The sequence below is a fragment of the Cohnella endophytica genome (genome assembly GCF_003628305.1).
GTDB lineage: Bacteria > Bacillota > Bacilli > Paenibacillales > Paenibacillaceae > Cohnella > Cohnella endophytica.
In genome coordinates, this window is sequence record NZ_RBZM01000010.1 from 109,953 (window position 1) to 134,153 (window position 24,201).

Below are 24,201 nucleotides of genomic sequence, written 5' to 3' on the forward strand. Positions count from 1 at the left end.
GGGAGATGATTTCGTGTTTTACAAAGGATTGACTCGCGGATTGTTGGCCGCAGCGGTATTGTTGACTACGGTATCGACAAGCAAAGTTAACTTGGCGGAGGCTGCAAGCCCTGCAATCAAGGTTACGCTCGACCAAAAGGCGGTTTCTTTGGATACGAGTCCGGTAGTCGTGGACGGAACTACGTTAGTTCCTTACGGCAACATCGTAAGCGCCCTAGGCGGAACGGCCTCTTGGGATTCCAAAACGAAGACGGTATCGGCCACGCAAGGCGGGGTAAAGGTTAAGCTTACGATCGGCTCCAATTCCGCTTACATAGACGGCGTTCAGCAAACGCTCGCAGTAGCTCCTCGCTTGGCGAACGGCAAAACTTTAGTGCCGCTGCGCCTGATATCCGAAGCTTTCGGCAAATGGGTTACCTACAACAAGAGCTCCAATACGGTAGCCATCAGCAGCACGCTCACCGTAACGGGAAGCGGCGGACCGGTTACCTTGAAGAAGAAACCGAGCCGGATCGTCACGCTTTCTTCCGCGGACACGGAAATTATCTATGCGCTGGGAAGCACCGTAGTCGGCCGTCCAACTGCCCTGGGCAACGTCATTCCGGCAGCCGCGGCCTCCGCGACCGAAGTCGGCAGCGCTCACGGCATTCTGTTCGAGAAGCTTGCAACGCTTAAGCCGGATCTCGTTATTGCCAGCCCTGCTCTCAAATCCCAGCAGGCAACGATCGAGAAGCTGGGCGCGCAAGTGCTGTTCAATTCGAGCAACACGTATGAGGATATACAGGGAACGATCAAACTGTACGCTCAAGTGCTCGGCCAAGAAACGAGGGGCGAACAACTGATTAAAGGAATGGACAAGAAAATCTCTTCGCTCGTTAAACCCGCTACGCAACCGAAAACGTTAATCGTATACGGTGCGCCAGGAAGCTTCGTCGTCGCGCTCCCTACGAGTTATCCCGGCAACTTCCTGGAGCTGGCAGGCGGCAAAAACGTAGCTTCCGGATTCCCGAAAATGGATACGATGCCGCAGTACGCGGAGCTGAGCTTGGAACGGATTATCGCTTCCAATCCCGAACTGATTCTCTTGATCACGCATGGCGACGCCGCTGAAGTAAAAGCAAGCTTCAAGAAACAGTTCGAGACGAATGACGCTTGGAAAGGCTTGTCGGCCGTGAAGAACGACCGGTTCGAGGTGCTGCCTGCCGATCTGTTCGCCGCGAATCCAGGCTTGAGAGCTCCCGATGCGATTGAAACGATCAATAAATTGCTCCTGCAGGTGAAATAACAAGATGGCAACCGTTTTATCCGGCGAAAGCGCCCTAGAGGCTCGCAATCCTAGATATACCCGTAATGGAATCTTTCTGATCGCCGGCATTGCGCTTCTGCTGCTTGTGGTGCTGGTCGGTCTAATGACGGGCTCCATCTCCATTCCGGCACGGGAAGTCTGGACGGCGCTGATCCATTCTTCCGACTCGGAAGCCAGGCAGATCGTATGGAATCTAAGGCTTCCGCGCGTACTGACCGGATTGTTGGCGGGCGTCTGCCTGGCAATCGCGGGCGCTTTCCTTCAAGGCGTGTTCCGTAATCCGCTTGCGGACCCCGGCATTATCGGGGTCTCGTCGGGCGGAGGACTAGCGGCCGTTATCATTATGATTTTGTTCCCGGCTCAGATCGCTTACTTACCCGTCTCGGCTTTCCTTGGCGCCTTAGTCGCGGCGGCCGTCGTCTACGGCCTCTCTTGGAAAGGGGGAGCGTCGCCCTTAAGGCTTATTTTAGCCGGGGTAGCGGTCAATTCCCTGCTGGGAGCGGCAATGACGACTTTGATGATCCTGAACAGCGAGAAGGTTCAAGCGGTATTGCCGTGGATGTCGGGCAGCTTGAACGGACGGAGTTGGCCGCATTTCGAGACCCTGTTGCCCTATACGGCGATCGGTATTATCGCTTCCGTTTTTCTAGTTAAGCAGGCGAATTTGCTCGTCCTGGGTGACGATGCGGCTAAGCTGCTCGGCAGCCGGGTGGAGATCGGAAGGCTCCTTATCATTCTGGTCTCCACGTTTCTGGCGGGCGCCGCGATCAGCATCGTCGGCATGGTCGGTTTTGTCGGTCTGGTCGTCCCCCACATCGTGAGATTGTTAGTCGGTAACGATTATCGGATCTTCCTGCCTTTGGCGGCGATCGGCGGAGGCATTCTCGTCGTAGCCGCGGACACGGCCGCGCGAAGCTGGTTCGATCCCATCGAGTTTCCCGTAGGCATTCTGCTCGCGCTCCTAGGTGCGCCTTTCTTTCTCTACCTGCTTAGAAGGGGGTTAAAAGGATGAGTCCAGCGTTAGAAGCAGCCGATCTGAAATACGGATATCGTCCGGCAGACTCCATCGTCAACGGCTTTAATCTGCAGGTTTCCGAAGGGGAATGGCTGGGTATCGTCGGCCCTAACGGGTCCGGCAAGTCAACGGTTCTGCGCATGTTGGCAAGGTTGGCTTCCCCGCAACGAGGAACCGTATCCATGGACGGCCGGACGTTAGCCGGAATGGACAGCAAAGCCATCGCCAGGAATATGACGATGCTGACGCAGACGCAAGAGCATTCGTTGGACATTACGGTGCGCGAGCTTGTTCGAAGAGGGCGCAACCCCCATTTGAAATGGTTCGAGGAGTCCCGGGGCAAACACGAAGAAGTGGTGGACTGGGCGTTGCAAGTAACTAGCATGGGCAAGTTACAGCACCGTTCTCTCCTGGAATTGTCGGGAGGCGAGCGACAGCGGGCATGGCTTGCCATGTGCATGGCGCAGACGCCCAGAATATTGCTGCTTGACGAACCGACGACTTATCTCGATATCGCGCATCAGTTGGAATTAATGGAACTGATTCGCCGATTGAATCGGGAACAGGGAATTACCGTCGTAATGGTGTTGCACGATCTGAACCAAGCGGCTCGTTATTGCAACCGGATCGTGGCGATGAAACAAGGAACGATCGTGCGCGCGGGAAATCCGAGCGAAGTGTTCCGGGTTGAATTTTTCCGCGAGGTGTTCGGTATCGAGGCCAAAGTGCATAACGATGACGGAGTACCGGTATACCTGCCTTGCGGAGTCGTTAAAGAGTAAGTAACTAAAAAACCGCGTCTCTCCCTCACCGGGCAGGACGCGGTTTTATTCGTCTCGGAGTTCGCTTATGCCTTATCTTCCGCATGAGTAACCCGGTTTCTTCCGTTGGTCTTTGAATCATATAACGCTTGATCGGCTTTGCCGATCAGGGTTAGCTCCGTATCTTCAGGCGTAATCGTCGCGATGCCGATGCTCGCCGTTATCCGTAAGTCCCCCATCGGAGTGGCTTCGATCTTGGAGCGATACCTCTCCGCGATTGGTTTGACGTTCTCATAGGTCGTATTCGGAACAATCAGGACGAATTCCTCTCCGCCGTATCGGGCGACGGTGTCGATTTCCCGGGATTCGGCCTTAAGCAATTGCGCCAGCCCTGTAAGAACCAGGTCGCCGACGGGATGGCCATAAGTATCGTTAATCGATTTGAAACGGTCGATATCGAGGATGAACAACGAGAAAGATAATTGAGTGCGATGGAACATTGCGATGTTGGCTTGCAAGCTTTCTTGGAAAAACCTACGGTTTCTCAGGCCGGTTAACGGATCGGTCAATGCCAACGTCTCTAATTGGTGGTTGATATGAATTAATTCCTGCTGTTTAATCTCGTATTCTTGATGCAGGAGCTCAAGCTTTTTGTTCGCTTCGTTCGTCGCTTGATAAAGCTCTTCTAGTCGCTTTTTCGTATGAAGAATATCCTTCTCGTGTTCCAACCGTTTGCGCATTTCGACGACTACGCAATCCATGAAGACTTCGCCGTCGCGCTCTTGCCGAATTCCGTTCAGCAGAACGGGCACATCCAATTGATTGCTTGCCCGCAACGAGAGGAAAATCTCGTTAACGTGTCCGTACAGTTGGATAAACGGGTAGAAATACGTGTGAAAGAACAGCTTGTTCGTGACGGACATGAAAGATTCGATGTGCTTCCCCAGCATTTCATCCCGTTCGTACGTAAGCATATTCGCCAAAGTTCGATTAGCGGACCGAATGATCCCCGAGCTCGAGATGGAGAAGTAACCGCAAGGCGCGAAATCTAATTGATTATCCATGTAAAACCGCTTCTCTCCTAACCCTAATGATGTGCCAAATAATCCTTGATCAATTCCGTCGTTTCTTCGGGGTGGCTGAGATGCGGGTAATGGCCTTTGGCATTCATGAGCTTCAGCGTGCTGCCTTTCAGATGGTCATGCAAATAGTTGCCCACTTCGATCGGAGCGATGCTGTCGTCGGAGCATTGAAGAATAAGCGATGGAACCGACGCGTGATCGAGATCTTTGCGGCAATCGGACAAAAAGGTTACTTCCGCGAACTGTCGCGCGATATGAGGATCCCGGGAGCAGAAGCTTTTTTCCAATTCATCGGATAATTCCCGCCGTTCCGCATTCTGCATGACGATCGGCGCCAGGTAGCTTGCCCAGCCGATGAAATTCATCTGCATCATCGTGAGCAACTCGTCAATTTCTTCTCTATTGAACCCTCCGAAATAATCGGGAAGGTCGTTGATATAGCGAGGAGACGGCCCGAGCATGACGAGGCGTTCGAAGTACTTGGAATCGCGGTTCGAAGCCAGCAAGCCGATCATGCTGCTGACGGAATGGCCGACGAATATCGCCTTTCTCAGTTCCAGCGTTTCCATGATCTCGAGCACGTCTTGGGCGTAACCTTGCAGGTCGTTGTATTTTTCCGCGTCGTAGTAGCCGAGCTGCGATCGTCCGGAACCTACGTAATCGAACAGGATGACGCGGTAGTCGTTCTCGAAGTGCGGCACGATGTAACGCCACATGTCTTGATCGCAACCGAATCCATGCGCGAACACGATAGGTTGGGTACCCTTTCCTGTTACCTTTACGTTATTGCGCTCCATAATGTCGATTGTCATGGAAATTCCCCTTTCGCAGATAAGCTTAATGGCTTGTACGATCATTATATTCGATAAAACTCGACAAATGTCTACTATAATCGCTTTTTGCATGCGCGAATAGTTCCCCTGAGCGCGGCGCACACTACCGAAGTCATTCTTGCAACGTGCCAGCATTCGGAAACGGAGGTTAATTCTATGCCGGAAAGAACGGTATTCGCTTACTTTAACACGCCGGATCAAGCGAAAGAGGCGGTGGAGCAACTAAAGTCGCTCAAGCTGGTAGACTATGCGATCGAGCGATTCGACGGCTACGCGGGCACCGGCATTCAAAGTCTGGACAAGCTCGGCGGCACGATCGCCGGCGATTTCCGCGGGCTTGGTTATCTGACTCTCGGCGGAGATTTCGACAATCCAGACGAGGGTAAGCTGGTTACCTCGAGCGTCAGCGCGAGCGGGTATAGCTCGGGAGGTCCGGACAATCGGGTAAGCGGCCGGGACATTATGCTCGTGGCCATCGTAGAGGAAGAGGATTACGAGCAGGCGAGTCGAATCGTCCGGGACGTGGGCGCTCTGTAGAGAACGTCGGAAGACCGCATCTTTCCCTAATCGGGCGAGAGGCGGTTTTTTGTTGCGGATGCTGCTGCCTATGCAGATCGGTCAATAGATGGTTAAATATGGGTGAAGGAATTTAGAAAAAAAGATATAAACATAGGATAGATTTCTCGCGCCCATGGCATCTGTCTAAGTAGGGGCCGAAACAAAAGGATTTAAGGGAGTGCGACAACGATAATGGCGGTCGAGTGGCGGATGGACGAGAATGGACGAAGGTTTGCTCTTGTTGCCGACGAGCAGGAAGAAAGCGAGCGGCCAAGGCCGCGGATGACCGAGCGCGAGTTGATCGAACAGGCTCGAGACGGCAATCGGGAAGCGTTCGGCGAACTGGTTAGGCAGCATAGGGCGGAAGCGTTGGGGGTGGCCAACCGGATGGTCCGGGATGCCCATATGGCGGAGGACGTCGTTCAGGATGCGCTCGTTCGGGCTTTTCTTCACCTAGGCTCGCTGATGGATTCAAGCAAATTCGTTCCGTGGTTCCACCGGATCGTCCGCAACCAGGCTTATCAGAAGCTAAGACGAGGAGGTCCGCACGCCAAGGAGCAACCTTTCTCGGCCATCGGTAAGAACGGGGGAGGAGCGACAGCAGGCGCGGAGTATTCGCTTAACTCGGACAATGAAGAGACGGATTGGACCAACGTCGACAGGATCCTGTTCCGTTTGCAGACGGCTGCGGCATTAGAAGCCCGGAATCGCGGCGATCCTGCGGAATGCTTGATGAGGACCGATATGCTTCGCGGACTTCGAGAATTGCTTGCCGTCTTGAGCAAGCGCGAACGTGGCATCTTCGAGGCGCATTTCTTCGGCGAACTTCCTCCTTCGGAGATAGCCGAGCTACTTGGCACGACTACCGCTAATATCTACAACAGCCTTTCACGATCGCGGGCGAAAGTTCGCAAGGAGCGCATTCGCATCTCGATCGGACTCTACGTTCAGAAACGCGCGGAACAAGGCCTGCCGAATCGTAAAGTTCTCTCGACTCCTCCATAAGTTCGGCCGACCCACTTTATATCGGGAGGTAATCTTCTTGGCCAACAAACGTAAAGACAACTGGAACGAGACTTGGACGACAGCCGCCTATGCGATCTACGGCGCGGTCCGCTACACCGACAAAAAAGAATTGTCCCTCGTGGACGTCATGGGCCTCACCGGACATGCGTTTCGGATGAACATCGATCCTCGGGAGATTCACATTGCGGGACCGACTTCTTTTCCGGGGGGATACATTTTCCGCCGCAATCTATGCAATCTTGGTTTCATCAGCAACATGGGGGAAGCGCAAGCCCCGCCTACACCGGATCAGTTGGAACGAACGATGGCTCTCGTCCATGAGACGATCGATAAGGGCATTCCCGCGATTGCCGTTGATTTGTTCGAGCCGGAATTCGGGTTAATCTACGGTTACGACGACGAGAAACGGCTTTTTCACGCGAAGGACATGTCCCAAGACGGCACGATCTCCTATGAGAAGTTCGCTAATCCCAAAATCCACGTGCTGTTCCTCATCACGATCAGCGAAAGCCTTCCGCATTCCAAGTACGAAATGCTTCGGATGGCGCTTGATATGATCGTCGACCATGCGCGCGGCCGTGAGTGGAACCATATTTTCAAAGACCGTTTCGTGATGGGGCTCGAAGGCTACGAGGCTTGGATCAAGGTTATGGAGAGCAGGAGCGCGGACGAATTGGGCAACGCCTATAACGTCGGGGTCGTCGGCGATGCGCGCGAATTCGCGGCCCAGTTCCTGCGGGAGCTCGTCCGGAAATGGGACGGGACGAACTTCGTCGAACGTAAAGTACGCGAATATGCCTCGGAAGCAGCTGCGCATTATGATGTCGTTGCCGCCTTGTTCGCGGAGCTCGGAGAGTTGTTCCCTTTCCCTCAAGGCGGAACGCCGAAGGATCCCGAGACCGCGGATCGCGCTGTTGCGCTCTTGCGTCAAGCGAAGGAAGCCGAGACGAAGGGCATGGCCGTGCTCGAGCAATTTCTGGATTTCATGAAGGCTTACCATTCGGAGAAGTGGGTGCATTAACGCTAGAGAGTCGTGATGGCGATTTGATCTTCCTTGAAGAAGGAATCCGCTTGTTTCATGAGTTGATTCTGACATAGCCGTGGTACAACCTTCGATGAATCGGCATATCCTGTTAACGGATCGTATTCCTCCTTCAAGGAGGTGATGCAAAGTGATAGGTACGTTAACGCATTGGATGGAAATCGCCATGTGGATCGTCTTGGGTTCGATGGCCGTCGATTTCTTGGTCGGGGCGTTCAAGTCGCTGACAGGCGGCAATCTCTCCTATGAACCCGTGCTGGGCTACTTGAAAGACATCTTACACTACGTGCTTCCGCTCATTGTGCTTGCAGGGATTTCCGTTATGGATTCTACGGGATGGATCGTGCAGGCCGGTTATTACGTCGGCGCGTTCGCGGTAGTGGTCAAGTATCTGGCAGCGATAAAGTCGAAATTGTAAGCTCATGAACGCGGGAGAGAAAGCGGGGTTACCGCTGTCTCTCTTTTTTTGCGCGAATTTATCGGATTACTAAGACACCTCGTCCCCATGGCTACCCATGCGGTGACGAGGTTTTTTCATGGAAAAATTCGACGTTTACTGGTTTATATTTCCTTGGGATATGCTATTCTACTTGAAGTTATGAATTACCGCTCCTATTATCCCTAGATTACAGAAACGAGGATCAGCAACATGACGCTATTTTCACGCAATTATTCCCTCAAACGTATTTTGTTTCTCGTATGCCTGACGGCGATGCTCGCCGTCGCGGCGGCACCCTCGATTCCGGCTCGCGCCGCGGACGTCCTGATCGAGGATCCCGTATTGGAGAAGGCCGTCCGCGAAGAGCTGAATCTTCCTTCCGGCGTAACGATCACGCGTTCGGATATGGCCAAGGTCGAATATTTATTCATGCGCAAATCCCAGACCAAAGATCAGCTTCGATCCTTGAAGGGGCTCGAATATGCCGTCAATCTGCACGAGCTTGACGCGCCCGGCAACCGGATCGAGGATGTCTCCCCGTTGGCGGGACTGAACAAATTGGCTTATTTGACGCTGGACGACAATAACGTGAAGGATATCTCCAGCTTGGCGAATCTGGAAGGCTTGCAAATGCTGAGCATTTCGCATAACTTCCTGGAAAACTTGGACGTTCTGCCGACGATGAGAAGTCTTTCCGAAGTTTATTTCGAAGACAATAACGTACGGGATTTGGCCCCGCTGCTTGGCGTGGGACAACTGCGCTCCATAACGGCGACGAATAATGCGATCAACCTCGGCGACGAAGCGACGAAGTCCGTTATCGACGCGTTGAAGCAACGCAACGTGAAGATTTCGGGCGATATCGGGAAGCAAAAGCAAGCGCCGTCGGCATTTAAGGAGACGGACCCCCGACTTCTTACGTGGACCATGGCGGATAAGCAGGTTAGCCTCCCGATTCGGGACTATGCATACGGGAACGGCGTCTTCGTCGCGGTCGGGCCTAACGGCATCGTCAAGTCCTCCAAAGACGGGGTGCAATGGCAGACATACCGGACAGGCTACCGCGGCGACTTCGAAGTCGTCGTCTGGGGCAACGGCAAGTTCATCGCCTTCGGGCAGAGGAGCTTCGGAGCCAGAGCGACCGACGTATGGACTTCCGCGGACGGGATGAACTGGACCGAGAACGCTAAGGGCATCGTGAACGACGGATATGCGGGTATCCGCGACGCGGCTTGGAACGGCAAGAGATTCGTCATGGTCGGGGGAAGCAACGGAAGCGGGTACATCTATACGTCCGAAGATGGATTGAGTTGGACCCGGAGGGCTCCGAATCTGATCGCCACGAATCTCACGGGCGTCGCATGGGGGAACGGTACATTCGTCGCTTCCGGGTACGAGGGCGGTGTCGCGGCGGTTTCCAAGGACGGAATTACGTGGAAAAAGGTTAAAACGTCGCAGCCGAACTACGAGCAAATCTGGAGCATGACCTTCGGCGGCGGCACGTTCGTCGCGGTGGGCGACTACACGATCATGACTTCCAAGGACGGCTTCTCGTGGAAATACGTCCCCTCCAAGGGCTTCTGGTCGCGCGTCGACTGGGCGAAAGACCGCTTCATTTTATTGGGCGGAGACTGGACGAACCAACGGAAAAAAGACGAATGGGTTCAAGTAAGCCTGACCTCCAAGGACGGCGCGAAGTGGGTGGACGCCGGACTTGCCGCAACGAACAAACAAGACAAGACGCAACGCCCGAACTTCGCTCTCCATAACGGCAAACAGTACGTGGCCGTGACGAACGTTGGCGCCCAGACGTCGACGGATGCCAAGACGTGGCGGCAAGCCAAGCGATATCCTATCGAACCGCTTAGCTTAAACGCGGCGGCCGTCGGCAACGGAAAGCTGATCGCGGTCGGCGGGTATAAGGATCGGGACGAGTTAAAGCTAAGCTCGATGGCTTCCCTACAGTTGAGTCAAACCGGGGCATGGACGGGCTCGCAGACGGAGAGCGCATATCCGCTTTATAGCGTCGTATGGACCGGTAGCCAATTCCTCGGCGTCGGCTCGAAAGGGACGATGAAGACGTCCAAAGACGGCGTGGTCTGGCAGGCGCTCGTTTCCCCGACCCAAGAATCCTTATATAAGGTTATCAAGGCAGGAGACAGGCTCTACGCCGTGGGAGAAAAAGGACTCATCCTATCGTCGAAAGACGGCAAGAAGTGGACAAAACTGAAGTCGAACGCGACCGGCGCGATCAATTCGATAGCGTGGAACGGAAGTACGTTCGTAGCGGTCGGCGAGTCCGGGCTTATCCTCGTCTCCAAAGACGGCAGCAATTGGACGAAGGTGCCGCGGAACTTCAAGGGCGCTTACTACGACGTCGCTTGGGGCAACGGTGCCTTTGCGGTCACGACCGCCGGTTACTATGGCAATATCGATTCGTCGACGATCCTCAGATCGGCGGACGGGCAGAAATGGACGGAAACGGACATCGAGGACGGACTGACGATCCGAAGCGCCCGCACGGGCTTGTACGGCATTTCCTTCGTTGGCGGTTACTTCGTCGCCGCCGGCGCGGAAGGATCGATCTTCCTGTCGCCTGACGCGATTAACTGGTCGAAGCAGGATGTACTGACGCAAGAGGATTTGAACGCGGTAGTCGAATACAACGGGAAGATCTACGTCGTCGGTGGACACGGAACCGTCCTATCGGCTGATCCCGATTCGCTGCACAAAGCGCAATAAATCAAGCAAAAGAGCCGCGACTCCGGCATACCCGGAATCGCGGCTCTTCTTTGCTCGAAGGGGTCAGTAACCCTTATAAACCGCTCGGATCGCATCCTCTATGTCCGGCTCTTTCACGCTTAGATCCTGAATGGGCAGCTTCTGCGAGAGATCGGAGATCAGCTCTGCCGCGGTAACGCGTACCTTCTCGAACTGATACCAGACCTTCAGGCCCTCTTGTTTGATGATTGTCGCGGCAGGATGCGAGAGGTCGTCGCATGGCCGTTCCAGCTCGACGACCAAGAGACGGTGCGGCGTTAGCTTGCCGATGATCGAATCGATAGGGCCGTCTTCCACGACCTTGCCGTGATTGACGACGACCAATCGGCTGCAAAGCTGTTCGACGTCGTCCAAGTCGTGGGTCGTCAGAATGACCGTTAAGCCCATCTTGCGGTTCATTTCCTTGATAAAATCGCGGATGGCGTGCTTCGCGTCTGCATCGAGGCCGATCGTCGGCTCGTCCAGAAACAGCACTGAAGGCGAATGCAGCATCGCCGCGGCCAAGTCGCCGCGCATTCTCTGTCCCAGCGACAGCTGACGTACGGGCGTATCGATGAAATCGTTCAGCTTGAGCACATCGCCGAGAACGGCCATATTTTCCTCGTAGGTCGCTTTGTCTACTTGATAGATGCGCCGCAACAGCTCAAACGACTCGCCTAGCCGCAAATCCCAATAAAGCTGCGTCCGTTGGCCGAATACGACACCCAGCTTGCCGACGACCGCTTTGCGGTCGGCTTGCGGAGAGATGCCGCACACTTTGATGGAACCGGAGGTCGGATGAAGAATGCCGGTCAGCATCTTAATGGTAGTGCTTTTGCCTGCGCCGTTGGGGCCGATATAGCCGACGATCTCTCCAGGGGCAATAGAGAAGCTGATGCCGTCTACGCCGTTTACTTTCGTCTTCTGGGGAAACAAAAGGCTTTTGAGCGAACCCCGCAAGCCTCGGCCTTTTTTGGCAATCGTATATTCTTTGACCAGGTCGATCACTTCGATGACGGCTTCCATGTCCATTCGCTCCTCGTTCGGTTATGAGCCTGCGCTCTCGTATTTTTTCATGCCCATCCGGAAAACCCAATGTGCCAACAAGAAGCAGACGATACCGATCGTCGGCGTCCACAAGGCGAAGCTGAGCGGCAGCTCGAGTACTCCGTTACTCTTGCCTAGAAACTCCGCCGCGGGATAGAAGCTAATGAAACCGATCGGAATCAAGAAAGTGAAGATCGCCTGCAAAATATACGGGTACATGCTAAGCGGGTACATCGTCGCGCGTTCGAGCATCGAGAGGGCAAAGCCGACCATCGAGGCGTTTCGTTTGGTCCAGAAAGCGATCGTTCCGAGCGCGATGAATAGCGCGGCACGAATGAGGACGCCGCCCAGGAGCACGAGCAGCAGCTTGCCGATGTTGGCTAATGACCAATCGAATCCAACGATGTGGCAGCCGTAAAGGAAAATAACGATGCCGGGTATGCAATCGATGAGGCCGATGAAGTTGACGTAGCTCGCAACCAGTTGGAAGAAGACGTTCATCGGGCGAAGCAACAATCGGTCGAATCCGCCGTTGATAACCATATTGTCGATGTGCCAAGTGTTAATGAAAAAGACGACAAGAATACCATGGCTGATAAGTCCGAGTCCGTAGAGAAAAGTTAACTCGGGGAAGTCCCAGCCGTTCAGCGGTTGGAAGCGGTCGACGATGATTTTGAGCATCCATATACCCGAGAAATATTGAATAGGAATCATGAGCAGCCAACTGACGAGGAACAAAGGATACTCCAGTTGCCGCTGCACGGCGAGTTTGGCGAAACAAGAAGCGACGGAGACGTAATGTTTGAACGAGGCTAGCATTGCGGATCCATCATCCTCCCTGGATTAAGGTTTTTTTCTTCGTTCGTTTCCACCCGGCCATGAGCAGAAGAAACAAGAGCCCCACCCATAAGGCTTGAATGGCCATCGCGCCGAGAGCTTCTTTGGTACCGACGTTACCGATATAGATGCCGAGCGGCGTTTGGTAGGTATATTGGAAAGGCAGGAATTTGGATATCGTCTGTACGCTTTCCGGGAAAAACCAGAGAGGAACGATGCTGCCGGACAATACGCGCACGATGCTGTCCTTCACCATTCCCATGTTGCCGAGCTCCATGACCCAGAACGCGACCAATCCGACGAGTGCGCTGAGCAGCCAAAGTATGGCATAGCTTAATAGGCAACTTGGGAAGAATAATAGCAAACTTAGAGCCGAAGAAGGCCAGGGGATGCCAAAGAAAATGGACGCGAGCAGGATCAACGGGACCACCCTGTTGGCCATCGCGCTGAGCATGCCGCCGATATCGTCGGCCAGGTAGCAAGCAAGCAGAGGGATGGGACGGTAAAAGTCGGTAACGATCTGCCCCTCTCTGATCTTGTAATAGATCGTGTCCTGTACGTCGCAGACGAACATGGCCCCGAGCATGATCGATAGAATCGTGTAAGTGGTCAGATCTTGAAGACTGAACGACTGCACCGTACCGACCCCGCCCTTATAGGCGGTTTGCCACAGAAACACGGAGGCGAGCATAAGAATCAGGTTGGTGCCGACGGATGCGAAAACCTCGAAGCGGTATGCTAGGTTAGTCAGAAGTTTCATTTTGGTGATATACCAATACGCCTGGAGCATGGACAACCCCCTCGAAATGGTTGAATCTGTAAAATTATAAGAGAGTACTTCGGCAAATTCAATCTTTTTTCATGATTTGGAGAAATTAGGATTATTGGTACATAACGAGTCAGAACTTGGGGAGGCTATCGGTGGATACGGAAGGGATACAAAGGGGACTTTGATATGACCGAAAACAATACGGAACATGAAGATCAAGCTGCAGCGCATCAAAATCAATTCCTCGATCCTCCGATTAAACCGCACGACCGAAGCGACGAGCCGGAGGTCGAAGCCGAAATGACCAACGATGACGACATGCTCGGCAATGTGGAGAAGCAAGCCGACGGGTATAAATCGATCTGCCGGGAATAAAGAAGCAATGCCAGTAATGTCTAACTTGGAAGCTGTAATAAGAGGCCGTGCGCGATTAGCGCTCGGCCTCTTATCCTGATCGGCTTGCGGTTTCGTTACGATGAGCAACATCGTAACTGTGGTAGAAGATTGATGTCAGGTTAAAAATTTTCATTAAAAAAACGATCAATCAAGGCACTTTTTGCCGACGTTAATTGTTATAGAAGATATAAAGCTTAAGGAGGTGTTGACATCGTCGCAAGATTCTATGAGTGCAAAGGAACTTGAAATATTGATCGCTACAATTCAAGAGGGGGATGTACGGCAGTATTCCGTGATTGTCAAAGCTTTCCAACAGCCGATTTACCGTTATTGCTGTCGGTTGCTTGCTAACAAGCAGGATGCGGAGGACGCGGTACAGGATATTCTGGTTAAGGCTTACCAAACCCTTCACCTGTATAAGAGGGCGGAGCATTTCTCGGCCTGGCTTTATCGGATGGCCTATCACCATTGCCTGAACCTGCTGCGGAAGCGTCGCCTCCATAATCGGGTCATGCGAATCATACGATTGGAAACTCTGTCGGCAAGCCCAGCGCAGGAGATCGATAACGGATGGTACACACCTTCGTTAGCGAGGGCCTTGACGATGCTGTCGCCGGAGGAGCGGAGTTTGCTCATTCTAAGGGTGTTCGAGGAGCAGTCCTATACCGAGATGAGCGAGATCTTCAAGATCAGACCCAATGCTCTGATCAAGAGAATGAAACGGATCAAACGGAAAGTACAAAAAGCCATGAATTCCGAGGAGGAGATCGATTGGAGCGAGCAGCAATTAAACGTGAATACCAAGATATAATCATGGCCTCGAATCAAGAAACTTTACCTGAAATAGACGTAGTGGAACGGGTAATGGGACGGATTAACGGTCTGGGGGATCGCCGTAGCTCCTTTCTGCAAGGAATTATGAGAAATACAACGGTATTGGGAAGCCTAATCGGTCTAATTCTAATGGTTTCGGTAACCGCGTATGCCGCATCGGAATACATTCAGATTCGGAATACAGCCGGAACGGTCAAGGTGCAGTATATTCCGGCAACGAATGAAGCGGCTGGCTCGGCAACGGCTTATCATAAGTACGCCAAATTGGCTCAGGCATTTGCCAAGCCGGGTGAACTGATTGCTTATTACGTAAAAGATAACAAAGCTTCGAAGAAAGAGGCTGTCTTGCAATTCGAATATAAAGAGCAGCGCATTCGCTCCTATTCCGATTTTGAGAAGGAAATCAAACGTACTGGCGCTCCCAAACTTCCCGAAGTCGCTAACGGATACGCTTTTGATTACGGTAAAGTTTTCCCCTCGATCCCTTCTACGGATGCGGAAAAGGGCAAAGCCTTTTACCGGGACAACCTCAGAGAGCTTACCGCACGGGCGAATAAGGATGCTAGCGGGGAGAAGATGTTCATGAAAGCCGTGCCATGGTCTGAGCCGGCGACGGTAAGCGGAATATATACGAAGGGCAAGGCTCATATCGGCATTTATGCTACCCTCATGCATGGAGGAGACATGTATGTGGAGCAGGAGCAAGAAAACAAGACGGATAAAATAAGGGTGGCTGGGACCGAAGTTGTTTATAATAGCGTAAAAAAACAAAGCGTCAGTTACGAGTACCTGAATTGGTATAATGAAGAGCAGGATGCTTACTATACGCTGACGAGCTACGGGGACAAAAGCTTATCTAAAGAGCAATTCTTGAAGCTGGCGAAGGAACTGATTGAGCAAAAGTAAACGTTGAATTCGAATTCAGAGCAAAACGAGAATCCCGTCCATGCAGGGACGGTCATGATTTTATTCACTGGGGGCTGTGACGGATTGCCGGGAGGTAGTCCGTTGCAGTTCTTTTGCGTCTAAATTTCCTATTTTGTATTGACAGGTTTGGATGCGCCCTTTACAATGATCAAAGCAATGAATATGATAATCATTCTCAACAAATGAGTCGCACCCCATGAATACAGGGCCGCACGAACATTTAACGCGAATCGATTAATCGATCATACTGAGCATGGGATGCTTAAAGGGAGAGTCAATGCATGAAAAAGCTATTCATACCGTTATCTTTAATCCTTGTCCTTCTACTTAGCGCTTGCGGAGGCAATTCCAAGAATAACTCCAACAATGCAAGCAGCACTTCTTCAGTTGAGCCATCGGCTCCGGCATCCGATTCCGATGAATCCGGCACGTTTACTTACCAATCCGAGTCCGGGCCGGTCGAAGTACCGAAAAATCCACAGCGCGTCGTCGTAATCACCCGGTTCTTGACGGGTAACGTCATGGCGCTTGGCGTTCCGGTGGTGGGCGTAGATGAAATGTCCAAGACCAATCCAAGATTTGAAGAGCAGCTGAAAGACGTAGAGGCGGTTTCGGAAGAAAGCGTCGAGAAAATCATCGAACTGCAGCCGGACCTCATTCTCGGACTCTCGGATATTCAGAACATCGACAAGTTCAAGAAAATCGCGCCAACGGTTACGTTTACCTACGGCAAATTGGATTACTCGGCGCTCCAACTGGAAATCGGCAAATTGTTGAACAAAGAAAAGGAAGCGCAGGCTTGGGTCGATAGTTTCAAGGTGAAAGTGCAAGAAGCCGGAGAGAAGATCAAGGCGAAGATCGGCGCTGATGCAACGGTCTCTGTCATCGAGACGTTCAATAAGCAACTCTATGTCTATGGCGATAACTTCGGCCGCGGTACGGAACTTCTGTACGCGGGAGGATTCGGACTCGCCAAGCCGGAGAAAGTCGCGGAAGCGACGAAGAAAGACGGATACTTTGCGGTATCTTCCGAAGTGTTGAAGGATTATTTCGGAGATTACGTCATTTTCAGCAAGAACGCGGACGAGGACAACTCGTTCCAGAATACGGACACGTATAAGAGCACGAACGCGGTTAAGAACAATCACGTTTACGAAGCCGACGCGAAGGCTTTCTACTTTAACGATCCGCTAAGCTTGGAATATCAATTGGAGTTCTTCACTAAGAGCTTCCTCGGCGAATAAGCGTTGAGCATCCATTTATTCCTATAGTTAAATGTCAAACAGAGCACGGCGAGATATTCGCCATGCTCTGTTTTTGTTGTAGGGGGCTTCGGCAGATTCCTACCGTTAAAGCGATTATGCGGCGAATTTAAAAAAGAAAGCACGATCCCTGATTCACATTTACATCGGATGGCTCTATACTTAGTATAGATAATGATAATCAATCTCACTACTGATAGGGGTCATAACGGAATGAATTCGATTAAACGTTTTTCGCAATCCGCAATCATAGTTTTGCTTATTTCCTTGCTGGCAGCCTGCGGTAACTCGGGTAACTCGAACGAGAACGCGGCATCGTCTCCTTCGGCTTCTGGAGAAGAGTCCTACCGTCTGCTGACCGACGCAATGGGGCATGAGGTTAAAGTACCCACTCACCCGCAGAAGGTGATTGCGCCATTCATAGAAGATCCGCTCGCTGCGCTTGGTATAAAGCCGATAGCCCAATGGGGCGCGGGGGGAGTTCCTCAACATTACTTGCAAGAGAAGCTGGCGGGGGTGCCGGTGCTTGATATGAATGGAGGATTGAAGCCCGAAGAAGCGCTCTCTTACGCTCCGGATCTGATTATTTTTCTGGCTCCGACTTATTTGGCCAACGGGAATTACGAGCAGTTCGCCAAGATCGCTCCAACGTTCGTACTCTCGGATAACGAAGCGGACTGGCGGGGGAATCTCGAGAAACTCGGAGCTTTGCTGAATGAAGAAGAAGCAGCCAAACTAGCGTTGGAGCAATACGACAAGAAACTCGCGGATGCGAAAAGCGCGCTGGGAACACTCCCGGCCGAGAAGACGGCGGTCCTGTTGCAGGCGGACGAAGAGAAGGGCTTCAAGCTGTTCGGTCCCAACTTCTACGGAGGCGCAACGCTTTATGGCGCGCTCGGTTTCAAGCAGCCGGCTTTGCTGAAGGGCGAGTACGAGACGTACTCGATCGAGATGCTCGAGCAATTGAAGGACGTAGACTATATTTTCGTCCTCTCCGGCCAAGGCAGAGGCAAGCCTCCCGTCGATAACCCGCTATGGAAGGGACTTGCGGCCGTAAAAACGGGACACGTGTTCGAAGCCGATTCGGGCCATTGGTTTAATGCGAACCCAATTGCCAACGGGCTCATTATCGAAGATGTTCTGAAGGACTTAAATGGATAAAAAGCTCTCCCCCGACCTGCAGCCAACGGCTGTGGGTTTCCTTCGTTATCGGCTGCTGGACGTGCGGGTTCTCAGGGGTGCGTCGAATACACGACAGTCCGAACGCAACTTCATCGAGACGAAGTCCCATCTTCTGCTTCTCTCGAACGCGCATGGAGGAAAGCTCGTCATCGACGGGCGACTGCATGTCCTGCGTCCCGGATCGTTATTCGTATGCGCTCCCGGCCAATTGGTCGAGCTAACGAATTTCGCGGACCACCCGCTTGAATTATTGCTCATCTATTTTCAGGCCTATTGTTTGCTTTCCGATGAAACAACCGTTACGGGAGTTCCGCTGCAGGTCGCTTTGCCTTTCCCGTGCGAAGCGGCGGTAACGTCTGCATCGACGGCAGGCCATCTCTTCGGGGCAATTAGCTCCAGTTGGAACAACGGCGCTCCTTCGTCCCTTCTTCGCTGCGAAGCGGGGTTGTTGGAGCTGCTCGGCCTCTCCCTTGATTATCGGGAGCAGCAGGCCGAGTTGGCGTTAGAGGCCTCCCGCATGGAACTGGAAAGGCATTACGCAAGCGAGATCACGATCGATTCCCTTGCTAAGATCGCGGGATTAAGCCGATACCACTTCATGCGTTTATTCAAAGAGAGGTACGGCAGAGGCGTCATGGAATATCGGACGGACCTTAGGCTAAAGGACGCCAAGCAACGAATGGGTGAACCGAATTCCGCGTCTCTGGGAGAGATCGTTTTCCAAGTCGGCTACAAGAGCGAAAGCTATTTCAGCAGCCTGTTCAAAAAACAGACCGGAATCGCTCCGGCTATTTATCAACGCAATCAGAAACGGAAGATCGCGGCATACAGTTGGATTAACTTCGGGCAGATTCTCGCATTGCAGACGATTCCGTTCGCCGCGCCTATGGACCACTATTGGACGAGCCATTATCGAAACAAGTACGAGTACGAGGTCAAAGTGCCCCTAAGCCATCAATACGAGTTTAACCTGAGCGCTCTGCGGACGTCCCAGCCGGATGCCATCGTCGGCATCGTAGAGTGCGTTCCCGCCGAAGAGCAGGATAAGCTAAGAACGGTCGCTCCTGCATTGTTCTTAAGCTGGGACGACGATTGGCGCAATCACTTATCAAGCGTGGGCAATTTTCTGGAGCAGGAAGACGCCGCGATACAGTGGCTGGACCGTTACGACCGGAAAGCGTCATCTCTCAGAGAACGGCTTCAACCTATCGTCGGCAAGGACTCGCTTATCGTTCTTGCCGTAGGCGCCAATCAAATGGCGATATGGGGGCACCAGGCCGGCACGGTGTTCTACGACGATCTCGGGTTCACTATGCCCGAGGCTATCCGAGCTTTTAAATGGATCAAGTCTGTCGAAGCGGACGAACTGACGGAAATCAACGCGGACCGAATCGTGCTCCACGTGGATCAGAGTCCAGCCGCGCAAGCGAGAGGGAACAACCTATTTCAAACCGAGGCTTGGAAGAAACTTCGCGCGGTAAAAAATCGAAAAATCCACAAGACTTCGTCATCCGGTTGCTACGAGGCCCCGTGGAACGAGTATTCGGCCGACGCCCTCGGCCGCTTCTTGAACGAGGTTCCAAGGTTATTCGAACAATAGGGTATCAGAAAAAGACTGGAGATCCGAATATCGTGACAGCTATCAATCGCAATCGTAACCATAATGAAGCACCACTCGTGGCCTCCGATGCGGTCAACGAAGCAAGCCGTATTCATTCGCGCCCCCGCACGGCAATTCTGATTATCGTTGGCGGTCTCGTTGCGCTCTTGCTCAGCGTGGCGTTGTCCGTCTCGTTCGGAGCCGCGGACATTCGATTCGCGACCGTATGGGAAGCCATCTTTCATCACAACCAGCACCAGCAATTGACGCAGCATCAGATTACGCAGCATCAGATTATTCTGGAGCTGCGATTGCCTAGAGTACTCGGTTGCGCTCTGGTCGGCAGCAGCTTCGCCGTCGCGGGCGCGATCATGCAGGGAATGACCCGTAATCCGCTCGCGGATTCGGGATTGATCGGCTTGAACTCGGGTGCCGGGTTCGCTCTTGCCGTCTGCTTCGCCTTCTTCCCCGGATTGCCGTATTTGTACCTCATCTTATTTTCTTTCGCGGGAGCCGCGATTAGCGCCGCGCTCGTCTTCGCCATGGGATCGCTCGCCAAGGGAGGATTGACTCCGATTCGGCTAGTACTGGCGGGCGTTACGCTTTCGGCCTTATTGACGGCGCTTAGCGAAGGTATCGCGCTTTATTTTCGAATTGGACAAAATTTGGCTTTCTGGTATGCGGGCGGAGTAGCAGGAACGAGATGGTTACATTTGAAGATCATGTCGCCTTGGATAGCGGCGGCGCTTATCGGAGCGATTATGCTGTCCAGATCGATAACGTTGCTCAGTCTAGGAGAGGATGTCGCCAGAGGTCTCGGACTTCGCTCCGGCTTCGTTAAGCTGGCGGGAACGATCATCGTCGTCATTCTGGCGGGATCCGCCGTGTCGGCGGTAGGGGCGGTTTCCTTCATCGGGTTGCTCGTTCCGCATCTGGCGCGCAAGCTAGTAGGCATGGATTACCGTTGGATTATTCCGAGTTCGGCCGTTCTTGGCGCGCTGTTCGTCATCTTGGCCGATCTGGCCGCGAGAACCGTAAACTCGCCAACCGAGACGCCTATCGGGGCACTGATCGCGATCATAGGCGTACCTTTCTTCCTGTATCTTGCGAATCAGGAAAGGAGGGAACTGTAATGAACGTTATCGGATTGTCGCCGGAGGAGCTTCGCAAACGCAGACGCAACTCTATGATAGTGGTCCTGTTAGCCGCATCCATCGTACTGGCATTCGTTCTGAGCATGAATACCGGATTCATTCGGCTCTCTCCGTTGGATCTGATTCGCACGATTTTCGGAGGAGGCACAAGGCAGCAGAACCTGATTTTGTTCGACTTCCGCTTGCCGCGGATCGTCATCTCCGTATTGATCGGCGCGGGGCTCGCGGTTTCCGGGTGTATTATGCAGGCGATCTCGCGTAATGCTCTCGCCGATCCGGGAATTCTCGGCATTAACGCGGGCGCGGGCATGGTCATTCTCGTCTTCGTCGCGTTTTACCCGACCGCGGCGGCGGCCCCGGCGTACGTACTTCCCTTGCTCGCCTGGGGAGGGGCCGGTATCGCGGCCTTGCTCGTCTTCGCGATGTCCTTCCGCAAGCATCGGGGATTGTCTTCGAACCGATTGCTTATGAACGGTATCGCCGTCAATTCCGGCATCTCGGCGGTCACGATCGTGTTAATTTTGCGGATTAATCCGCAGCAGTATCAGTTCGTGGCGACCTGGATGGCGGGGAGTATTTGGGGCAAGGATTGGAGCTTTGTTCTGGCATTGCTTCCTTTTATCCTGATCTTGCTTTCCTACGTTTTCTATAAAGCCCTCACGATTAACGTTCTGAGCTTAGGCAATGCCCTTGCGACAGGGCTAGGGGCGTCGATTAACCGAGAGCAGCTCTTGTTGCTTGCGGCGGCGGTCGGACTCGCGGGTTCGTGCGTCGCGGTCAGCGGCAGTATCGGTTTCGTCGGGCTAATCGCGCCGCATCTCGCCAGGAGGCTCGTCGGTCGGAGGCATCAAATTCTATTGCCGGCTACCGCCTTGTCCGGCGCGTTGCTTGTACTCGTGGCAGATACGCTCGCCAGATGGGCTCTGCAGCCGACGGAAATTCCGACGGGCATCGTCGTAGCGGTCATCGGAGCCCCTTATTTCCTTTACCTGCTCGTCCGCTCCAAAAACTAGAAGAACGATTAGATGACAAGAACGTGCGTTCTCGTTATTATTAAGGGAAGAAGAATCAGGAAGCTTCATACCTTAATAGGAGTGGGACATATGACGAGTACATCTAATCGCTCGCAAGTACAGATAAAACCCTGGTCGGCTACCGACCTCGAGCTGTTATATCGATTGAACGCGCCGGAGATGCTGGAACACCTTGGCGGGCCGGAGACCGATGAGCAAGTCTTGGCGCGCCACAAGCGATACGTCGAGATCGGAGCAAAAGGAACCGGACGCATGTTCTCCATCGTGCTGCTTCCGGAGCTTGAAGCAGTGGGCAATATCGGATACTGGGAACGTAACTGGCAGGGGGAAACCGTATACGAGATCGGTTGGGGAGTTTTGCCCCCGTTCCAGGGCAGAGGAATAGCGGCTGCCGCTACCCAAGCCGCCATTGCCAGCGCTAGGGGAGAGGGCAAGCACAGGAGCATCCATGCTTTCCCATCCGTCGACAACCCTGCTTCGAACGCGATATGCCGGAGACTCGGATTCGAGTTTGTGGCCGAGTGCAGCTTCGAATATCCGCCGGGGAGCTTTATGCGCTGCAACGATTGGCGGCTGAATCTCGAACAATACTTATGAGACAGCCCATTGGATTTATTAAGCAATATAACTCGGCAACAAGGATAAATGCACTTTTTGTCGAAATGGTTATAGCTTATTAATCACCTATGACCCCTCCAGTGGAAGGAACTAACCTATGCTTATTAAAGGAAAGAAAAGAGCAGCTATACTGTTAGTGGCTGTGATGCTTAGTCTAATGTTCCTAAACGTAGCAACAGCTGCTTCGGACGAAAGACAATCAAGTGAAGAAGCTGTGACCAAGGAACAGTTTCTAGAGATGGTCGTTCGGGCATTAGAGCTTCCTTTGGATGATGGAGAGCTTAAATTCTCGACCATTATGAAGGTTGCCAAGGACAATGGGCTATACAAAGGAGATTACGTGGAGCCATTGAATAGCCCGATTACTCGTGGCGAAATGGCTTTGACCTTGGAGAGAGCCACTCACAAACAAGGATATGCCAATACAATTGCGGCTCTTAAGAATGAGCAGCTGAATATTGAGAAGCTTAAGCCCTACTATTTACCTCAATATGCGAAGGACATAACCTATTTGAAATCGTTAGATATTCCTATTGTTAACTTGGCCGACTTCAGTCAACCCAAGCAATTGCTCGAGCAGCTAAATGAATGGTATAACCGCAAGGTGCTGGAAGAATATGCTCCGGCAAACGAGAAGCTTGGCTTAGAATATTGCAGTCCAGAAGCTGAAGATTGGTATATTAAACAGCATAATTGTGTAAATAAGAACAATCTTGAGATGTACCCTGCGTATAGTCGTTATTGGAATTTTGTTAGTCAGCTGAAGTTGACGGAGGAGCGAATAACGAATAATACGGATCGTATTTTTGCCAAAATGTCTTCAACCCCGAAGCAAATGGTGTTTGAAACGATGAAGCGAGGGTTGCTGAGCGGATCGCAACAGGGAGAATTATTACTGCAATCGACCTCCACAAGGGCTCAAGCAGAGGCCGCTATCGCAAGGATGCTCTCCTATAACAAAGGAAACCAACTTCCTGTTAACCCATACACGATTACCACGGCGGAAATTTATTGGCATAATACGAATCTATTCAGCATGCTTCCACAATGGTTTAATCAGGGATTTAAACTCTCGGGTAGAGGATGGGTCACACCCCAGGAGGATTGGGATTACGGGTACGGCAAGCCATTAGAGCGTGCAAGAGACAGTTACAAAGGCTATTTGGATCAATTGATTGTCGTAGACTATAACGATCCCAAGGATCCGAATCGAAAGCTGTTACCTGACTTGTCCCGCAATGTCATTTTTCAGGACAAGGCATTCAATCCTAAGATTCAAGCCTATGTACTTATACCGAAAACGAGGGCAACAACTACGCAAAATTGGAAATACATGGACGTGCAAGTGCATGGAAACTTTGTACAAGAAGGTGCCAAAGACAACACTTTTAATCGTCCGGTAGTTCCATTCTATTATCGCAAATCGATTCCTTGTACTGCTGCGGAGAAATGTGTCTCTCGCTCCGATGTAAAATCAACGGGCGTCATTTTTATACCTAAAAACATACAGTTTAATAAGGAGGAGCTGACCTCCTACCTGAATGTGACGATTACTGTGCCGGGCATAAGCGGTTATAAGTATGTGACAAGAACGTTATTCGAATCGAGGTTTCTTAATCCCAGTTATGCGATTAAGCGATGAAGAGCTTTCCATGAAAGTGAAGTCGCTCAAGAGGCTATCCCAGAAGTGAAAACTTTTGAGCGGCTTCTTTCTTTTAT

At 52.4% G+C, this 24,201-nt stretch carries 23 protein-coding genes; 18 read left to right on the plus strand and 5 right to left on the minus strand.

From position 1 onward, the window contains the following. The first annotated feature begins 13 nt into the window (after window positions 1-13). The 3 genes from D7Z26_RS22240 to D7Z26_RS22250 are packed head-to-tail and all read left to right on the plus strand — an operon-like array spanning window position 14 to window position 3,103. Entirely contained in the window at window positions 14-1,285 is a 1,272-nt protein-coding gene (locus D7Z26_RS22240) for an ABC transporter substrate-binding protein (RefSeq protein WP_158602405.1), read from the plus strand. Window positions 1,286-1,289: 4 nt separating this feature from the next. Continuing rightward, window positions 1,290-2,318, plus strand: a complete 1,029-nt coding sequence (locus D7Z26_RS22245; protein WP_120979223.1) for a FecCD family ABC transporter permease — start codon at window positions 1,290-1,292, stop codon at window positions 2,316-2,318. Continuing rightward, complete coding sequence (locus D7Z26_RS22250; protein WP_120979224.1) at window positions 2,315-3,103, plus strand: ABC transporter ATP-binding protein; 789 nt, start codon at window positions 2,315-2,317, stop codon at window positions 3,101-3,103. The genes D7Z26_RS22245 and D7Z26_RS22250 overlap by 4 nt, the downstream gene beginning before the upstream one ends. Window positions 3,104-3,168: 65 nt before the next feature. Here the strand turns inward: D7Z26_RS22250 and D7Z26_RS22255 are convergent, their stop codons facing one another. Then, window positions 3,169-4,146, minus strand: a complete 978-nt coding sequence (locus tag D7Z26_RS22255) for a GGDEF domain-containing protein (RefSeq protein WP_120979225.1) — start codon at window positions 4,144-4,146, stop codon at window positions 3,169-3,171. A 23-nt stretch (window positions 4,147-4,169) separates the two neighbouring features. Further along, window positions 4,170-4,976, minus strand: coding sequence for an alpha/beta fold hydrolase (locus tag D7Z26_RS22260; protein WP_120979368.1), 807 nt, complete (start codon window positions 4,974-4,976; stop codon window positions 4,170-4,172). Between the two features lie 177 nt (window positions 4,977-5,153). Between D7Z26_RS22260 and D7Z26_RS22265 the strand changes: the two genes are divergently transcribed. The 5 genes from D7Z26_RS22265 to D7Z26_RS22285 all read left to right on the plus strand — a co-directional run bounded on the left by D7Z26_RS22265 (window position 5,154) and on the right by D7Z26_RS22285 (window position 10,804). After that, entirely contained in the window at window positions 5,154-5,534 is a 381-nt protein-coding gene (locus tag D7Z26_RS22265) for a hypothetical protein (protein WP_120979226.1), read from the plus strand. 213 nt (window positions 5,535-5,747) lie between these two features. Next, window positions 5,748-6,560, plus strand: a complete 813-nt coding sequence (locus tag D7Z26_RS22270) for an RNA polymerase sigma factor (RefSeq protein WP_120979227.1) — start codon at window positions 5,748-5,750, stop codon at window positions 6,558-6,560. Between the two features lie 37 nt (window positions 6,561-6,597). After that, a complete protein-coding gene (locus D7Z26_RS22275; RefSeq protein ID WP_120979228.1) occupies window positions 6,598-7,602 on the plus strand; it encodes a hypothetical protein in 1,005 nt (334 codons plus the stop codon). Window positions 7,603-7,753: 151 nt separating this feature from the next. After that, the gene (locus tag D7Z26_RS22280; RefSeq protein WP_120979229.1) at window positions 7,754-8,041 is read left to right on the plus strand and encodes a hypothetical protein; all 288 of its coding nucleotides are present in this window, start codon (window positions 7,754-7,756) and stop codon (window positions 8,039-8,041) included. A 231-nt stretch (window positions 8,042-8,272) separates the two neighbouring features. After that, a complete protein-coding gene (locus tag D7Z26_RS22285; RefSeq protein WP_120979230.1) occupies window positions 8,273-10,804 on the plus strand; it encodes a leucine-rich repeat domain-containing protein in 2,532 nt (843 codons plus the stop codon). A gap of 63 nt (window positions 10,805-10,867) precedes the next feature. On the opposite strand, the gene D7Z26_RS22290 is transcribed toward D7Z26_RS22285, so the two are convergent. The 3 genes from D7Z26_RS22290 to D7Z26_RS22300 are packed head-to-tail and all read right to left on the minus strand — an operon-like array spanning window position 10,868 to window position 13,496. Next, complete coding sequence (locus D7Z26_RS22290; protein WP_120979231.1) at window positions 10,868-11,848, minus strand: ABC transporter ATP-binding protein; 981 nt, start codon at window positions 11,846-11,848, stop codon at window positions 10,868-10,870. A gap of 21 nt (window positions 11,849-11,869) precedes the next feature. Further along, window positions 11,870-12,688, minus strand: coding sequence for an ABC transporter permease (locus D7Z26_RS22295; RefSeq protein WP_120979232.1), 819 nt, complete (start codon window positions 12,686-12,688; stop codon window positions 11,870-11,872). Window positions 12,689-12,698: 10 nt separating this feature from the next. Next, window positions 12,699-13,496: an ABC transporter permease gene (locus D7Z26_RS22300; protein ID WP_120979233.1), complete on the minus strand. Its 798-nt coding sequence runs from the start codon at window positions 13,494-13,496 to the stop codon at window positions 12,699-12,701. 165 nt (window positions 13,497-13,661) lie between these two features. Here D7Z26_RS22300 and D7Z26_RS22305 point away from each other — a divergent pair, with 165 nt between their 5' ends. The 10 genes from D7Z26_RS22305 to D7Z26_RS22350 all read left to right on the plus strand — a co-directional run bounded on the left by D7Z26_RS22305 (window position 13,662) and on the right by D7Z26_RS22350 (window position 24,124). Continuing rightward, on the plus strand, window positions 13,662-13,850 hold the full coding sequence (locus D7Z26_RS22305; RefSeq protein ID WP_120979234.1) for a hypothetical protein: 189 nt from the start codon (window positions 13,662-13,664) through the stop codon (window positions 13,848-13,850). Between the two features lie 271 nt (window positions 13,851-14,121). Next, window positions 14,122-14,682: an RNA polymerase sigma factor gene (locus D7Z26_RS22310; RefSeq protein ID WP_233567122.1), complete on the plus strand. Its 561-nt coding sequence runs from the start codon at window positions 14,122-14,124 to the stop codon at window positions 14,680-14,682. After that, the gene (locus D7Z26_RS22315) at window positions 14,643-15,611 is read left to right on the plus strand and encodes a hypothetical protein (protein ID WP_120979235.1); all 969 of its coding nucleotides are present in this window, start codon (window positions 14,643-14,645) and stop codon (window positions 15,609-15,611) included. Before D7Z26_RS22310 ends, D7Z26_RS22315 begins: the two co-directional genes overlap by 40 nt. Before the next feature lie 302 nt (window positions 15,612-15,913). Continuing rightward, the gene (locus D7Z26_RS22320; protein ID WP_120979236.1) at window positions 15,914-16,876 is read left to right on the plus strand and encodes an iron-hydroxamate ABC transporter substrate-binding protein; all 963 of its coding nucleotides are present in this window, start codon (window positions 15,914-15,916) and stop codon (window positions 16,874-16,876) included. 231 nt (window positions 16,877-17,107) lie between these two features. Further along, the gene (locus D7Z26_RS22325) at window positions 17,108-18,055 is read left to right on the plus strand and encodes an ABC transporter substrate-binding protein (protein ID WP_158602406.1); all 948 of its coding nucleotides are present in this window, start codon (window positions 17,108-17,110) and stop codon (window positions 18,053-18,055) included. Beyond that, window positions 18,048-19,676 carry an AraC family transcriptional regulator gene (locus D7Z26_RS22330; RefSeq protein ID WP_120979238.1) on the plus strand — a complete coding sequence of 543 codons (1,629 nt, stop codon included), beginning with the start codon at window positions 18,048-18,050 and terminating at the stop codon, window positions 19,674-19,676. Before D7Z26_RS22325 ends, D7Z26_RS22330 begins: the two co-directional genes overlap by 8 nt. A gap of 77 nt (window positions 19,677-19,753) precedes the next feature. Continuing rightward, window positions 19,754-20,809, plus strand: coding sequence for a FecCD family ABC transporter permease (locus D7Z26_RS22335; RefSeq protein ID WP_120979239.1), 1,056 nt, complete (start codon window positions 19,754-19,756; stop codon window positions 20,807-20,809). Then, on the plus strand, window positions 20,809-21,843 hold the full coding sequence (locus D7Z26_RS22340) for a FecCD family ABC transporter permease (protein WP_120979240.1): 1,035 nt from the start codon (window positions 20,809-20,811) through the stop codon (window positions 21,841-21,843). The genes D7Z26_RS22335 and D7Z26_RS22340 overlap by 1 nt, the downstream gene beginning before the upstream one ends. Before the next feature lie 90 nt (window positions 21,844-21,933). Beyond that, window positions 21,934-22,461, plus strand: a complete 528-nt coding sequence (locus tag D7Z26_RS22345; protein WP_120979241.1) for a GNAT family N-acetyltransferase — start codon at window positions 21,934-21,936, stop codon at window positions 22,459-22,461. Window positions 22,462-22,579: 118 nt separating this feature from the next. After that, window positions 22,580-24,124, plus strand: a complete 1,545-nt coding sequence (locus D7Z26_RS22350) for a hypothetical protein (protein WP_120979242.1) — start codon at window positions 22,580-22,582, stop codon at window positions 24,122-24,124. Window positions 24,125-24,201: the final 77 nt, after the last annotated feature.

Excerpts from the sequence above, each read along its gene's own strand:
- D7Z26_RS22290 (WP_120979231.1), bottom strand. The coding sequence starts at position 11,848 with ATGGAAGCCGTCATCGAAGTGATCGACCTGGTCAAAGAATATACGATT.
- D7Z26_RS22270 (WP_120979227.1), top strand. The coding sequence starts at position 5,748 with ATGGCGGTCGAGTGGCGGATGGACGAGAATGGACGAAGGTTTGCTCTT.
- D7Z26_RS22350 (WP_120979242.1), top strand. The coding sequence starts at position 22,580 with ATGCTTATTAAAGGAAAGAAAAGAGCAGCTATACTGTTAGTGGCTGTG.
- D7Z26_RS22325 (WP_158602406.1), top strand. The coding sequence starts at position 17,108 with ATGAATTCGATTAAACGTTTTTCGCAATCCGCAATCATAGTTTTGCTT.
- D7Z26_RS22255 (WP_120979225.1), bottom strand. The coding sequence starts at position 4,146 with ATGGATAATCAATTAGATTTCGCGCCTTGCGGTTACTTCTCCATCTCG.
- D7Z26_RS22245 (WP_120979223.1), top strand. The coding sequence starts at position 1,290 with ATGGCAACCGTTTTATCCGGCGAAAGCGCCCTAGAGGCTCGCAATCCT.
- D7Z26_RS22340 (WP_120979240.1), top strand. The coding sequence starts at position 20,809 with ATGAACGTTATCGGATTGTCGCCGGAGGAGCTTCGCAAACGCAGACGC.
- D7Z26_RS22260 (WP_120979368.1), bottom strand. The coding sequence starts at position 4,976 with ATGACAATCGACATTATGGAGCGCAATAACGTAAAGGTAACAGGAAAG.
- D7Z26_RS22300 (WP_120979233.1), bottom strand. The coding sequence starts at position 13,496 with ATGCTCCAGGCGTATTGGTATATCACCAAAATGAAACTTCTGACTAAC.
- D7Z26_RS22320 (WP_120979236.1), top strand. The coding sequence starts at position 15,914 with ATGAAAAAGCTATTCATACCGTTATCTTTAATCCTTGTCCTTCTACTT.
- D7Z26_RS22345 (WP_120979241.1), top strand. The coding sequence starts at position 21,934 with ATGACGAGTACATCTAATCGCTCGCAAGTACAGATAAAACCCTGGTCG.
- D7Z26_RS22305 (WP_120979234.1), top strand. The coding sequence starts at position 13,662 with ATGACCGAAAACAATACGGAACATGAAGATCAAGCTGCAGCGCATCAA.
- D7Z26_RS22265 (WP_120979226.1), top strand. The coding sequence starts at position 5,154 with ATGCCGGAAAGAACGGTATTCGCTTACTTTAACACGCCGGATCAAGCG.
- D7Z26_RS22285 (WP_120979230.1), top strand. The coding sequence starts at position 8,273 with ATGACGCTATTTTCACGCAATTATTCCCTCAAACGTATTTTGTTTCTC.
- D7Z26_RS22295 (WP_120979232.1), bottom strand. The coding sequence starts at position 12,688 with ATGCTAGCCTCGTTCAAACATTACGTCTCCGTCGCTTCTTGTTTCGCC.
- D7Z26_RS22250 (WP_120979224.1), top strand. The coding sequence starts at position 2,315 with ATGAGTCCAGCGTTAGAAGCAGCCGATCTGAAATACGGATATCGTCCG.
- D7Z26_RS22330 (WP_120979238.1), top strand. The coding sequence starts at position 18,048 with ATGGATAAAAAGCTCTCCCCCGACCTGCAGCCAACGGCTGTGGGTTTC.